The organism is Rania fehmarnensis, from assembly GCF_056494185.1.
Genome location: NZ_CM151398.1, coordinates 291,345 through 305,889, shown reverse-complemented (window position 1 = coordinate 305,889; position 14,545 = coordinate 291,345). Strand labels below are relative to the sequence as shown.

9 protein-coding genes are annotated in these 14,545 nt (G+C 55.5%); 2 read left to right on the top strand and 7 right to left on the bottom strand.

The window, feature by feature from the left end; genetic code table 11:
* Positions 1–84 precede the first annotated feature (84 nt).
* A complete protein-coding gene (locus tag SH573x_RS01105; protein ID WP_479351570.1) occupies positions 85–1,650 on the top strand; it encodes an IS110 family transposase in 1,566 nt (521 codons plus the stop codon).
* A 398-nt stretch (positions 1,651–2,048) separates the two neighbouring features.
* The gene (locus SH573x_RS01100) at positions 2,049–3,617 is read left to right on the top strand and encodes a hypothetical protein (protein ID WP_479352446.1); all 1,569 of its coding nucleotides are present in this window, start codon (positions 2,049–2,051) and stop codon (positions 3,615–3,617) included.
* A gap of 1,113 nt (positions 3,618–4,730) precedes the next feature.
* Here the strand turns inward: SH573x_RS01100 and SH573x_RS01095 are convergent.
* The 7 genes from SH573x_RS01095 to hisD form a co-directional block, all read right to left on the bottom strand.
* The gene (locus tag SH573x_RS01095; protein WP_479352445.1) at positions 4,731–7,070 is read right to left on the bottom strand and encodes a VWA domain-containing protein; all 2,340 of its coding nucleotides are present in this window, start codon (positions 7,068–7,070) and stop codon (positions 4,731–4,733) included.
* A 28-nt stretch (positions 7,071–7,098) separates the two neighbouring features.
* A complete protein-coding gene (locus SH573x_RS01090; protein WP_479352444.1) occupies positions 7,099–9,348 on the bottom strand; it encodes a BatA domain-containing protein in 2,250 nt (749 codons plus the stop codon).
* Positions 9,348–10,253 carry a DUF58 domain-containing protein gene (locus tag SH573x_RS01085; RefSeq protein WP_479352443.1) on the bottom strand — a complete coding sequence of 302 codons (906 nt, stop codon included), beginning with the start codon at positions 10,251–10,253 and terminating at the stop codon, positions 9,348–9,350. Before SH573x_RS01085 ends, SH573x_RS01090 begins: the two co-directional genes overlap by 1 nt.
* Positions 10,222–11,277 carry an AAA family ATPase gene (locus SH573x_RS01080; RefSeq protein WP_479352442.1) on the bottom strand — a complete coding sequence of 352 codons (1,056 nt, stop codon included), beginning with the start codon at positions 11,275–11,277 and terminating at the stop codon, positions 10,222–10,224. The genes SH573x_RS01085 and SH573x_RS01080 overlap by 32 nt, the downstream gene beginning before the upstream one ends.
* A 46-nt stretch (positions 11,278–11,323) precedes the next feature.
* Positions 11,324–11,920, bottom strand: coding sequence for an imidazoleglycerol-phosphate dehydratase HisB (gene hisB, locus SH573x_RS01075; protein ID WP_479352441.1), 597 nt, complete (start codon positions 11,918–11,920; stop codon positions 11,324–11,326).
* A gap of 11 nt (positions 11,921–11,931) precedes the next feature.
* Entirely contained in the window at positions 11,932–13,017 is a 1,086-nt protein-coding gene (gene hisC, locus SH573x_RS01070) for a histidinol-phosphate transaminase (protein ID WP_479352440.1), read from the bottom strand.
* A 131-nt stretch (positions 13,018–13,148) separates the two neighbouring features.
* Complete coding sequence (gene hisD / locus SH573x_RS01065; RefSeq protein ID WP_479352439.1) at positions 13,149–14,492, bottom strand: histidinol dehydrogenase; 1,344 nt, start codon at positions 14,490–14,492, stop codon at positions 13,149–13,151.
* Positions 14,493–14,545 lie beyond the last annotated feature (53 nt).

The window sequence follows — 14,545 nt, the reverse complement described above, 5'->3', positions numbered from 1 at the left end:
ATGTTGGTCAGAAATCCCAATAACATACGGGAACTGCTATCTGGACAATTGAGTAGAGGTTTTCCCTACTTAAGGAGTAGTCAGATGTCGGTTAAGAATTCTGTAGCCTCGAAGCGTCGTTCCAAGAATCGTCAATCTCTTCACAAGCCCAGCGGGGTCATCGCCCCACGCGTCAAGGCTGTCGGCGCAGAGCACTTTGCGATCGTCTGTATTGATCCGGCCAAGCTGCGGTCGGAGTTGATGATGGCCGACTATATGGGCAACATCCTGATCGATTCCACGACGGTAGAGCATCAACCCAATTCGATCGGAAATGCAATTCAACTGGTCAAGGATCAAGCGGAAAAGCATCGTATCAAGGATCTGATCGTAACAGTCGAGCGGACCGGGAACTACCATCTCATTCTGAAGCATGCCTTTGATCGTGCGGGTTTTGAAGTACGGATAATTCATCCGCTGGCAACCAAGCAATACAGAGTACCAGCCGATCCAGAGAACAAGACGGATCAGACCGATCTCGCAGCACATCATCGAGCAGCCATAGCTGGTTTCGGTTTATGCGAACTTAAGCTCCCCGATGTCTACGAGCAGTTGAGACTGCGTGTCCGTCATCGACGCGACTTGGTGGAAAAGTCGACAGCCATAGCTTGCCAGATTCGCGAGCACTTACACTTAAGCATGCCTGGTTACGCAGGTGTCTTTAGTGACTTCTTTAGTCATCCGCCAGCGATAGAAATTGCAAGGAAAGCCGATTCGGCCCAAGCGGTTTTAGCACTCGGTCTCAAAGGCCTGGGCGAGCACTTGGCCAAACAGAAAATTCGTTTTCAGCAATCAACGATCGATAAGGTCATTGGCTGGGCACAGCAAGCAGTCAAGCTGGAAGTTGAATCACCAACTCTGCATCATTCTATGTGGACAGAACTACATGACTTGTATCAGATGCTTGAAAAGCAGATTGCGCGTTTGGAAGTGGAAATTGCAGGGAATCTTGTGAAAACTCCTTACGTGCGACTGTTGGCAATTCCTGCAATCAACGTCGTTTCGGCCGCTGATTTTGCAGGAGAGATGGGCCCCATCTCTCATTACGCTAATGCCAATGCAATTACGGGCCGTAGCGGAATCTTTCCCTCACGTTACCAGAGTGACCAAACCGACAACTCTGGTTCAATCGTCAAAAACGCCAATCGTCGTCTGCGAGCGTCCCTAATGCGCATCGCTGATAATCTTGCCAAGCTCAATGGCCACTTCAGAGTGGTTGCTGCAAGCGATGCGATACAGAATATCGACAAGCGCGCAACTCGAGTCAAAATCGCTAAGCGTTTCAGCAGAATTGCATTCGCTTGCGTGGCTGGCGACGCTCCGCTAAAGCACGAGTGTTGCCGTGATCCCAATTCGATTCTTGTTAAACTCCGGATATTCCATGACGATCATGCAACTCCTCTCGATCAAACCTTGATCGACATGGAAAACGCTGTAGCGCAACTTCCACTAAAGACGCGTGGGTGTGAAGCGGAACTCGTTGCTCAATCGCTCGAGCAGGGAAGTACCCGACGCGGTCCTAAGCGAATAGGAGAATTACTGACAACGATTCTCGCACGACTAAAAGCTGAGAGTACACTTACAAACGAGGAACAGACGGCTTCAAGCTGATTCTCATTCAGGTGAGTCAAATCCACACCGCCTTCGAGCACTATGGCACTCGCTGCCTTCTTGGAGCTTGGCGCTCTGTCGGATCACCACCGCCTGATAAGGCAGTTTGAGGCCGTCCCTCTTATGATTACCAGTATGGCGATACCTGATCAAAGAACGACCGAGAACGATTTGGCTCACCAATTTTGAGAAGCAAACCGTCTCTACTCAAAAATTTTTTTCCTGCCAGCGGCGGGACCGCTAGAATTACGTACTCGCCTAAAATCCCCTCTGCGCAATCGCTCCTACATAGCAGCTCCAAAAGTGAAATTTGTATTTGGCAGTCTGTTCTGCTATTATGAAGCCGCCCCATTCTGATCGCCGCGGTTTCACACCTTGTCTTCACAGGAGAATCGACTATGCAGTCGTTTCGCGGTCCGTGGCTGGTTGGTGCTTGGCAGCTTTCTATTTGTGGCTGCTTGTGGATGTGTTCGGTAGTGGTCTTGGCCCAAGAATCGCCGCCGCAAACCTCTAAACCGTATTGGATGACTGCCGACCTGGAATGCTTGCTACGGGCCGACCAAACCGAATCGAAACTCAATCAACGCGTAACCTTCGACTTCAAAGATACGCCACTGTCCGAAGTCGTAAAGGTTTTGGCTAAGCAGGTTGAGACTGCGTTTAACATTAACGAAGTCGAATTGGATAGCTTGGGTCTGAGCGTCGACCAGCCCATTACAGCGGCCAATCGGGCAGTCACGCTGCAAGAGGCACTGAAACAGATTCTCAATCCGCTCGACTTAGATATCACAATTCACGAATCGGATATTGAAATCTCCAGTAAAGACAGCATCAATGCTGAACCGGTCACCAAGGTATATGACTTGGCGCACGTCATCCGGGACCAAATCAATGTCGATGAACTTGCGATGAAGCTTTCGCAGATTGTTGATCCTGATGAATGGCGAGATTACGGCGGTAGTGGCGACAGCGTACTCATTCCATTTGGTTCAGCCCTGGTTGTCTCGGCTCCGACAACGACGCATCGAGGATTGGTCAAGGTCTTAGCCAATGTTGCCCAGACACCTTCTTACGTCGAAGCGACCGCTGGCGCGGATGGCACTTGGAAAACGGGCAAATCCCTGACGCTCTCCGGCAGTGCCATGCTCGGCAACTCAACCAAGCAGACCCAGGGTTCAATCGCGCTGCCCGAAGGCGCGAATTATGATCTGTTGCAAATCACACAGCAACCTGCAAATCCACCGCCAGCCAACGGCGATTCCCAGTGGACTAAACCCGAAGTTCCCGCACCCGCGTGGTTGCAAGCGGATCCTTTAGATAATGACGATAGCGAAGTGCTGCGTCAGAAACTGCGCCAAGTAATTAACGCAGACTGCAATGGTGTCCCACTGACCGCTGCACTGACAACTATCTTCAAACCACTAGACGTTACCTATTGGATCGACGAAGCCGAACTCGACAGCCTGGGGATCACTTCCGATGTGCTCGTGCACTTACAATTGCAAAACAGCTCAGCCCATTCGGTGCTGAAGCGCTTGCTGCATCCATTGGATCTGACCTACAGTATCCAGGGCAACAGTGTGAAAATCACTTCCACCGATGGTGCCAACAATTCGCCGACCACACGTTTCTACGACATGTCGGCTCTGAGCAGTAAACCGTTCGATATGCGCACCGTCATGTTCACCATTGCTTCAACCGTCACGCCCGACGAGTGGCGCGATTGGGGTGGAACCGGCAATTCATCGCTGATTCCTTTTGGTTCCAAGCTCTGCGTAACCGCTCCCGAAGCCACGCTGACGGCACTGGATGGCTTGCTGTGCCAGATCGCCACCATTCATCCCGATAACTTGCCGAAGGTCGAGGCGCGACAAAACATCAAAATCGAAACCGTTATCAGCGGTATCCCCGGTGGCTCGACCATCCAAATACCAGAAAACGGCATCTATCAGCTCCGCAGAAACTGACTTGAGCATCCAAGTGCGGTGGTCAGTGCGTCATCGTTTAACCCGTAGCCGACAGGCGAGGTGCACCCTCTAACCAAGTCTGCGTTTACCTGAGCATCCAAGTGCAGTGGTCAGTGCTTCATCGTTTAACCCGTAGCCGACAGGCGAGGTGCACCTGCTAACCAAGTCTGCGTTTACCTGAGCATCCAAGTGCAGTGGTCAGTGCTTCATCGTTTAACCCGTAGCCGACAGGCGAGGTGCACCCGCTAACCAAGCGCTGCGTTTACCTGAGCATCCACTTGCTCAAGGCGGCGATTTGCCACTCGAGAATCAACCGCTGCGGTCGCCTCGCCTTCGGCTACGGGTTAAACGAGATCGCCGTCAGGCGAGGTGCACCTGCTAACCAAGTCTGCGTTTACCTGAGCATCCACTTGCTCAAGGCGGCGATTTGCCACTCGAGAATCAACCGCTGCGGTCGCCTCGCCTAACGGCTACGGGTTAAACGAGATCGCCGTCAGGCGAGGCGCACCTGCTAACCAAGTCTGCGTTTACCTGAGCATCCACTTGCTCAAGGCGGCGATTTGCCACTCGAGAATCAACCGCTGCGGTCGCCTCGCCTTCGGCTACGGGTTAAACGAGATCGCCGTCAGGTGAGGTGCACCCGCTAACCAAATGCTGCGTTTACCTGAGCATCCACTTGCTCAAGGCGGCGATTTGCCACTCGAGAATCAACCGCTGCGGTCGCCTCGCCTAACGGCTACGGGTTAAACGAGATCGCCGTCAGGCGAGGTGCACCCGCTAACCAAGCGCTGCGTTTACCTGAGCATCCACTTGCTCAAGGCGGCGATTTGCCACTCGAGAATCAACCGCTGCGGTCGCCTCGCCTTCGGCTACGGGTTAAACGAGATCGCCGTCAGGCGAGGTGCACCTGCTAACCAAGCGCTGCGTTTACCTGAGCATCCACTTGCTCAAGGCGGCGATTTGCCACTCGAGAATCAACCGCTTCGGTCGCCTCGCCTTCGGCTACGGGTTAAACGAGATCGCGCCAAGGCGAGGTGCACCTGCTAACCAAGCGCTGCGTTTGCCTCGCCTAACGGCTACGGGTTAAACGATTGAGGTCAGCTAATACATGTTTTACAGCATGTTGGCGGTTCGGCGTAGGATCCATTCCAGGGTGATAACGATGACGAAGGCCAGCGCTACCCACGAGGTGTTCCAAATGGGAATCGGAGGTAGCGCGCCGCGGCGGACGGGGTTGCCTTTGGGTAGTTGACGCAGCAGCGCATCAGCCTGGCTGGCTGGTGCAAAGCCGCCGCGAGTTTGTTCGGCCAAGGACTGCATCGAGCGCCAGTCGCTGCGCAGATTCGCTTGTTCACCCGGTGGAGCAGAAACGGTAAAAGTAACACTGCCCAAGGTACTGTCCGCTGGACGCGACAAGGTTGCGCGATAACTACCGGCCGGCAATTGACTCTCAGTAGTTTTGAACTCCGAGGCAGCACCACCGGTGCGGGCTAAGGTCAGTGTGCGAGCTTGACCACCGATGCGCTGCAGGGTGACTTCGCAATCCCCGGATTCCAGCCCGGCTGCCATCTCGGGACTTAACCGCACCAGGAACTGAAGCGACTGCCCCAGTTGTGCCCGTCGCGGCTCGACAACCAACTCTGTTTGGTTCTGCCGATTCAACTTACCGCGGGCTAACCAGCGCAGCATTTGAATCCAGTAGCGTTCGTAAATCAATTCGCTGCCACGGAAACCTTGCCAGCGATAGGTCTCGTCATTGGTCTGCAAAACAACTCGGCCCGCACCAACGAACTGACTAATCAGTAGCGGTGACTGACCAGGCGCAGTATTGGCACCCACGGCTTCTGCGCTGGCCAAGATCTGCGCGCCGGGCTTGAGGGCGAGCGGGCGATAGTACCACTCTGGACCCGGCAACGAGTTCCATAATACTTCGCGCCCGCCACTATCCGCCAACTGCAGCGGCAAAGCCGATTGACCAAGCGTGGTCGGTCGCCAACGTCGAGGCACTCCATCATATTGCCATGTGCGTGGCGTGCTGCGGGCTACATTGTTCTGCTCGACTGGCAACAGCTTGTGCAGTGGCCAGCCAACCAACTGTGCAGCCTCAAAGTCCGGATGACAAATAAAGATCACGCCGCTACCGGCATTGGTAACCTGGTCAACGATCATCTGCTGCGTGCTGCTGGCTACCAGCGTCGGATCGATTTGCCCGATGACGATCACGTCATAGGCGGCGATGGTCTCGGCATCGCCAGGCACCAAGCGCAGCGCGTTGGCATCTTGTGAAACGTGCGCTGCATCGGCATCCTGCAATATCGCGTCAACTTCAAAAGCTCGCTTGTCAGGATCCGCCAAGTTCGATGTGCGTTCCAGCAAGGTCTTCAGAAATCGATACTCAAAACTAGGCGTGCGTTGAATGAGGAGCACTTTCAAAGTCTGATCGCGCACTTCGATCACGCGTTCCAGATCGTTGTTCTCCAAGTTCTTCTCGCCCGGCGCCGGCTGCACCTCTAGCTTGATCACTGAATTGCCAGGCGCTTTCGGTACGTAGCTCAACTGAGCGCTGGCCGAACTGCGTTTAGCATCAAAATCGACGGACACTGAATCGACCACCTGGCCGGATTGCATGTCACGCAAATTGATAGTGGCCTGATGTTTATCTACATCCGAAGCCGATACGGTTACTTGCACGTTCACGCGATCACCCAAATAGACCACGTCATCGGCCAGTAAATCCAACAGCGCCAAATCGGGCTGCGGCAGTTGCTCGCCGGTGGCGATGCAATAGATCGGAATGTTGGCCAGGCGAGCCTGCGCAATCGCTTCGCTCAGCGGCGCACCATCGGTAACGATACCATCACTCAGCAAGACCACCGCGGCAGTTGGCCTGCCCGACTGTCGCTGTAGTACCTGGCCAAGTCCGTCACCCAAGCGACTATGCTGGCCCTCAGGCGTTCGTTCCGAAATGGCTTGCAAAAGCTGATCGAGAGTCGAACCCACTTCAGTCTTGAGGGCCAGCCCCTCAGCCCGGTCCGATACGCTGAAGAGTTTGACACGGTAGCGATCCAGCGTCTGACTGCCACTGCCCGACCATGCGCTGCGCAATAGTTTGTTGACGCTCTCCCATCGCGAACCGCGCGCGTCGGCACCTGTCGATGCGCCACTCAGACCATCGCTAGTTTGCATGCTGGCTGAGTTATCGACCAGCAGGACCAGGTCGGGCAAGTCGGTTTGATAACGTTCGATACTCCAACCGGCCAACATCCAACCCACCAAGAAAATGGCCGCGACGCGCAAGGCGGTCAGCACTGCGCGCCGCCAGCGCGTGGCGCTACCACGCTCGCTGAAGTACAGCAGCGTCACCCCGGTCAGCACCAGCAGGACGACGACAATCGTCAACCAGGCGGACCAAGGCCAGGCGCGGTTCCATACTTCTTCTACGTTGCCATTCACGCAGGCATTATCCTGTTCTGCAGTTCGCTCATGCCAGACGCCTTCCCAAATGCCAGGCCAGCAGTGACTCCATTGCCAGTACGCACAGCAGCAACCACAAACTCGCCTTGGTCAAGAACTCGCTGGGACGAACATCGGAAGTGCTGCTGCGAGCGGTTGATGATGGCTGCGAACCAACGGGCTTGCCAACTGGCAAACTCTCGACATTCACTGCCTGCATTGCGCTCTGATTGGGTTCGATGTTGACGGCAAAGAGTTGTTGATCGGATTGCGCACCGGGCTCACTTGGGTTGGCTGCAGTTGTAACATCATAGACCCCTGCCCTATCGACTTGAGTATATACCCAAGCAGGTCGACTATTGCCGTCGGCTGCTGGCACCGTTAATCGGCTCTGCGATTTGTCAGGCCTATGAATGATCAACTCGGTCGATTGCGAACTATGCGCGAGCCAACCGCGCAAGGGTTGGCCAACTAGCAGGTTGTTCTGCGCATCACCGCCACCAATCAACGTTTCGATTAGCTTCTGCATGATGGGCACAAAGCTGGGCCAGGTAGCTATTGCATTCCAACTTGGTTCCGACCGATCCAAGGCGCCACCTGATTCTGGTGCGCTGAGCATCACGGCCATCCAACCGGCACCTATTGCGCGCCGCACGATCCATGGATCACCGCTACTGAGCGCCAGATCGACCACCACTCGTCCACCAGTCGTGCCAGAATTCGTGTCTGGTTTGGCGGGATCACTGGATGGTTCCGGCGACTTGATTTTCCAATATCGAAAAATAGGTGTGGTCAGCAGTCCCGCATCCAAATAATTGGCAAAGGGTTTGGCCAGCGGGCTTTCATAACCCAGCGGGTCCACTTGCCAATCGCCCGGTGCCGATGGTGAATCCAACTGGATACCCAACAATTGTCCCAACGAATCGGTCGCACGATTCCAAGCCACTGCGTCAGCGCGTGGTCCGACCAGGGCTAAAACAGATCCACCACCTGCGACATATTCACGCAACTTAATCAAGCTGGCCGGATCCAACTGCGGCACATCGACCAGGATGACCGCATCCACCTGGTTCAAATTGCGAGTAGATAGCTGAGAGGTGCTCCAGGTTTCCACGGTCGCCGCACGACGTTTGAGGTTACTGGCTAACTCTGCGCTACTGGCCGGTGCCAGGCTCAAGTTGACCATGCGCGCCGCGCCGGCCGTCGGTTCGATCGTAACCACGCGCACTTGTGGGCGCACCGAGATAATCAAATCACGTCGATTGTCCGGCAGCAAAGCATCATCGGGCAGCAGCGCACTGATGTGCCAGGTGCGATCACTCGGTGGCTGCATTTGTGTTGATACCGTGCGTGCCTGGCCCGCGGGACAATCCACAAACTCGGTTTGAATCGTAGAACCTTCGGATAAGAATTGCACTGGCATGCGCAGCACAGGTTCGGAACCAAAGTTACGAATCGTCGCGGAACATTGCAGCGATCGACCTTCGAGAATCAACGGTGCATCCGCTTCGAAGGCCGTGATGGCTACGTTGACAGGTTGCTCGACGGCCAGCGATTGATAACGCACCGCATAACGACTCGACAATTGTTGAAGCGTCGAGCGCGCATCGCCTTCGATGGCCGCTTGCCAGGTATCGCGTCCCATATCGCTGAAGAAGACGATTTCCACTGTTGATTCGTCAGCCAGCGACTGCTGCGCATCTTCAAGCGTTTGTTGCACCAGTTCGAGCGAACTGCTCAAGCGTGCGCCTGCATCGGTGCATTTCAAGCGGCTGATTTCACTGATCACTCGAGCGGCATCAAAGACAGGCTGGCCAATAACGGCTTGTGGTGGATCACTCATTTGTATGAGCACAAAAGCATCGCGCGGGGAAGCTTGACGCACTAGATCCGTCGCCTGGCTTTGCGCCCGCTGCCACAATGTCTGGCGACCCGCCGAGTAATTCATGGAATACGAAGCATCCAAGACAATGGCCCACAAACGCGGCGGCTCCGTTAGCGTGGCATCGACATTCGTGTTGCCACTTAACAGTGGTCGCGCCAGGGCAATTGCCAACAGGATAAGGGCCAGCGTGCGAAGTAACAGTAGCAACCAACCTTCGATGCGCACGGTGCGCGAGTTCTGCTGGATGGCTTGCATCAGCAGTTCCATGGCCGCCCAGGGGATCTCTTGTTGTCGGCGGCGGTGCAGTAAATGCAGAGCCAGAGGGATCCCAGCGGCAGCCAGCCAGCCCAACATCCAGATGCTGCCCAGTTCGATTGCAGCTAATGGAAACATTACACTGTTATCCTTCGCCGCTCAGCCAAAACTTGCGACAGCGCCAGCGCCAGCGATTGATCCGTAATGAGCAAGCGATAGTCCATCGCCAGTTGTTCGCAACCGATTCGCAAGGAATCAATGAAGCCCTGCATGGCTTGGCGATAAGCCGCTCCGATAAAACGCGGATCAGCTGCGATGCTAGGCAAACCTTCCAAACCAACAAATCGCGTGGCACGATCGAACTTGAAATCCACTTCGCTGCGATCGAGCGTATGCAGCACCAACACATCGTGACGCTGGAACTTCAAGAGTTTTAACGCCGCATTGATTTGCCCTGCATCACCTAACAGATCGCTTATGATCACCACCAGGCCGCGACGTTTCATACGCGCAGCCAGTAGTGAAACTGCTTGCGGAATATTGGAGCGCACCGGCGAGACTACATCGCCCTCCAACGCGTGCAGGATGTCTTCCCAGCGCGTGGGACTGGCGCTGGGTACGAGCCAGGCATGCAGGTCATCGGTAAAGGTAGCCAGGCCCACAGCGTCCTGCTGAGCTAAGACCAGGTAAGCCATCGAGGCCGTGATCAACTGGGCATATTCGAGTTTCGAGAGCGAGCTGCTTGGGCCTTTGAACTGCATGCTCTCACTGATGTCCAACAGCACCGTGCATTGCAAGTTGGTTTCATCTTCGAACTGTTTGAGATAGATCTTGTCGGTGCGAGCGTACACCTTCCAGTCGACTTGGCGTGTATCGTCGCCGGGTGTGTATTCGCGATGCTGGGCGAATTCGATCGAGCGTCCTTTGAGCGGACTGCGATGCATGCCTGCGATCAAGCCTTCGACCAGGCAACGAGCGCGCAGACCCAGCGGCTGGATGCGAGCCAGCGTTTCAGGATCGAAGTACTTTGCTGATGCGTTCACGCGAGGCGCTCAACTCGGAAGATTGGTCGACGCTCTTAAGCACTTCTTTGATGATATCGTCCGCAGCCACACCTTGGGCTTCGGCTTGAAAATTCAAACGCAGCCGATGGCGTAAAACCGCCGGTGCGATCGCTTCGATGTCTTCGCGGCGCACATTGGGGCTGCCACACAGCGCGGCCCGCGCTTTGGCTCCGAGCACCAGGTACTGACTGGCCCGCGGACCGGCTCCCCAGCGCACACATTTACGCACCAGTTCGCTGGCATGCTCGTCCGTTGGTCGCGTAGCCCGGGCGATTTGCGTGGCCAACAACGCCAGGTGGGGCGTAATCACAATCCTACGCACGAGATGTGTCAGCGTCAGCAACTCGGCCCCGCTGAGCTGCGTCACGAGCTCGACTTGCTCGTCGCTGGTCGTACGCAGCACGATCTCCAGTTCGTCTTCTTGACTGGGATAGTCAACTAGCACGTTGAGCATGAAGCGATCCAACTGCGCTTCCGGTAATGGGTAAGTACCTTCTTGCTCGATGGGGTTCTGCGTGGCCAGGACAAAGAACGGGTTGGGCAGCGCATGACGCTGGCCACCGACGGTGACTTGGTGCTCTTGCATGGCCTCCAGCAGCGCGGCCTGCGTCTTGGGCGGTGTGCGGTTGATTTCATCGGCCAAAATGATGTTGGCAAAAATTGGACCGCGCAGAAAACGGAACTCGCGAATACCTTGCTCGCGATTCTCTTGAATCACTTCCGTACCGGTGATGTCGGCGGGCATCAGATCGGGAGTGAATTGAATGCGATTGAAATCTAAATGCAATGACTTGGCCAGGCTGGAAATCATCAGGGTCTTGGCCAGGCCGGGCACACCAATCAGCAAGCAATGACCACCGGCTAACATGGCGACCAGCAGTTGCTCGATCACGCGATCTTGCCCGACGATGACGCGGGCTAATTCACGACGAATCGACGCACACGCAGCGCTCAATCGCTGGAGCGCTTCAACATCGCCAAGCTCTGATGGTTCGGTAGACATGCCGATATTATAGCCGATCTATAATCTCAAATTTGAGATGGGATATTTACAAAGTGCCTTTTGTGCTGGGCACTCCGGTTTGCCTGGGATCGATGGTGACTGCCTGCCGCAGCGCGCGAGCGGCCGCTTTGAAGATAGCCTCAGCGATATGGTGACTATTTCGACCGTAATGCAATTGTACGTGGAAGTTGCATAAGGCATGGCTGGCAAATGCGTACCAAAAATCTTCGACCAGTTCGCTATCAAACTCGCCGATCTTGGGCGATGGCATCGGGGCATTGAAGACCACATAAATCCGCCCGCTCAAATCGACCGCCAGCGTTACCAGCGTCTCTTCCATAGGCAACACGATATGTCCATAACGACCGATTCCCTGCTTGTTGCCCAGCGCCTGCTTGAAGGCCAGGCCCAGGCAGATACCGATGTCTTCGGTGGTGTGATGCGCGTCGACTTGGACATCGCCTTGGCAAGCGACCGACAGATCGAACAGCCCATGTTTGGCAAACAAGGTCAACATGTGGTCGAGAAAGCCGACGCCGGTTTGAATCTGACTGGAACCTGTGCCATCGAGATTCAACTTGAGCGAGATTTTGGTTTCAGCGGTTTGACGATCGATCGTCGCAGTGCGATTGGCAGTGCTCATAGCGGGCTCTCTCACAGCAGGCTTTCCAGGAGGCTTAAGGCAGCGCGAGCGCCTTCGTCGGTACCCACGCTAATGCGCAGGCCGTCGCCCCAGCCTTGATAGTTCATATATCGCACGAGTACTTTCTGAGCCTTGAGCCCTTCGTACAGTCGCTGCGCGGAATGTTCTTTCGAGGTGGCCCAAACGAAATTGGCATGTGAATCCGTAACGGTAAATCCGAGCGCGCGTAGCCGCTCGGTCATCCACGTGCGGGTGGCGATGATGCGTGCACGATTCTCGGCTAACCACTTTTGACTAGAGATGGCGGCCGTGGCCCCGGCCAGGCTGATGGCGTCGCAGTTGTAACTGTCCTTCACTTTGCGGAACATGCGAATCATGGCAGGCTGGGCCACCAGGAAACCGAACCGCAAACCGGCCAGCGCATAGGATTTACTCAGCGTCCGCGAGACCATGATACGCGGATTGCGTTTGACCAGTTCGATACAGTTGGTATCGGCGAAATCGACATAGGCTTCGTCGATCAATAGCGGACAAGTCAAGCGATCCGCCAGGCTGGCAAGTTCCTCTGGCGAGATCAATGTTCCGCTGGGACTGTTGGGATTGGGCAAGAAGACCAGCTTCAGCCGTGGATGGTTGGCAGCAAAGGCATCGTCCAGTTGGAAGTTGGAGGTGAAGTGGACTTCCTCCCAAGCCGCGCCTTGTAGCTGCGCTAACGTGCGATAGAGGATGTAACTGGGATACGGCAAGCGCAGCGTATCCCCTTCGCCCACCAGGGCTCGAGTAACGATGGTCAGAATGTCATCGCTGCCATTGCCGCATAGAATCCAATCGGGCTCGACACCCAGCACTTCAGCCGCTTGCATGCGAAACGCGGTCCCCAGTGGATCTGGGTAACGCTCCAAGCGTCCCTGGGCGGCTTCGGTAATGGCCGTAATCACCGCCGCTGGTGGCGAGTAGGGATTTTCGTTGGTATTGAGCTTCAGGAACTTGCCCGCTTGAGGTTGCTCACCGGGCACGTAGGCTTGCATGGCCTGCACGGCGGGTCGAAAGAAGCCGGCGACTTCTTCGTCAGTCGATGTGTTCGAAAGGGAATTCACTTTTTCGCAGCTTGATTGGAAGGTTTGTGTGCCGGGCCGAAGCCCGAATCGATATTTGATTTATGCGTAAATTATTTTACTTTATATATAAAGTATTTTACCAACCCGTATGCTACGCGAGCAACTCGCGTTTACTGCCGGATGGTCATACTACGTTTGTGCGCCGTCAGCCCCTCGCAGTCGGCGATATGGCAAGCGTGGGGGGCAATGTCGTTTAGGGCTGCCGATGAAAACTCGATCAGGCTGCCGCTACGCAAGAACGAGTTGGCCGACAGGCCGGCTGCCCAGCGCGCCGTACCACCGGTGGGCAAGACGTGCGATGGTCCAGCGGCGTAATCGCCCACGGCCACGGGACTGAAATCGCCCAAGAATGTCGCGCCTGCATGTTTGATCTGTATGGCAACTTCACGCGGCTGTTGACAGGCGATATGCAAATGTTCGGGCGCGATCAAGTCGGTCACTTCACAGGCTTGTTGCTGGTCTCGCACCAAGATAAAACCACCAAAGGACTGCAGACTTTGACGCGTCAGTTCACAACGTTCCAACTCCGCGATTTGTCTTTCCAGCTCCGCTTCGACTTTGGGCAGCAGGCTGGCATCCCAAGTGACCAGCAGACTGGCTCCCGGCGAATGTTCTGCTTGGGCTAACATATCGGCCGCCACAAAGTCGGCCCGCGTGATTTGATCGGCGATGACAACCACTTCACTAGGACCGGCGATCGAATCGATGTCGACGTGACCATAGACCGTCTTCTTGGCCAAAGCAACAAACAGATTTCCCGGGCCGACAATCTTGTCGACTCTAGGCAAACCCTCGATACCAAAAGCCATGGCCGCCACGGCTTGCGCGCCGCCGATGGGATAAACTTCACGAATGCCTAATTCGTAGCAAGTGGCGAGCACATCGGGGTTGTAGGCGCCATAAGCCGTGGGTGGCGCGACCACTGCGATCTCTTTGACTCCGGCGACTTGGGCAGGCACCACGGTCATCATCACCGTCGACGGATACGCAGCGGCGCCGCCGGGTACACACACGCCCACTCGATCCAAGGGCACATAACGTTGATCCAATCGCACGCCCGCGCGCGGTTCGAAACGCACATCATGATGCAGAATGGCTTGTTGAAACGCGCGGATGTTTTGGGTGATCGCGCGCACGGCGGCCAGCAATTGCGGTGACGCTTGCGCGTGAGCAGATTTAAGTGTGTCTTCAGGCACGCACAGCTGGCCTGTGGGTATTTCAATGTTATCGAGGGCTTGTACATAACGAGCCACTGCGGCTCGGCCTTGCGCTTGAACATCCTGGCAGATGCGCTCGACAACTTGAGCCGGCGTCAAGTCGGCGCCGAAGACGCGCTGAGTTAAAGCCCGGCCACGCTCGCTGACCACGTTGCCCGATGGGCTCAGTTGCTGTCGCAAGGCATCTAGCTGCGATTGGTAGCCCGGTTGGCGGGCATCGATAATAGGTAATTTCATTGTCGGTTATGTAGCCGATCTCGCCAGAGATTGGAGGTGTTATGTAGCCGATC

What these genes read in the sequence shown, in the direction of transcription:
- SH573x_RS01105 (WP_479351570.1), top strand. Translation starts at nt 85, where the DNA reads ATGTCGGTTAAGAATTCTGTAGCCTCGAAGCGTCGTTCCAAGAATCGT.
- SH573x_RS01100 (WP_479352446.1), top strand. Translation starts at nt 2,049, where the DNA reads ATGCAGTCGTTTCGCGGTCCGTGGCTGGTTGGTGCTTGGCAGCTTTCT.
- SH573x_RS01090 (WP_479352444.1), bottom strand. Translation starts at nt 9,348, where the DNA reads ATGTTTCCATTAGCTGCAATCGAACTGGGCAGCATCTGGATGTTGGGC.
- SH573x_RS01080 (WP_479352442.1), bottom strand. Translation starts at nt 11,277, where the DNA reads ATGTCTACCGAACCATCAGAGCTTGGCGATGTTGAAGCGCTCCAGCGA.
- hisB (WP_479352441.1), bottom strand. Translation starts at nt 11,920, where the DNA reads ATGAGCACTGCCAATCGCACTGCGACGATCGATCGTCAAACCGCTGAA.
- hisD (WP_479352439.1), bottom strand. Translation starts at nt 14,492, where the DNA reads ATGAAATTACCTATTATCGATGCCCGCCAACCGGGCTACCAATCGCAG.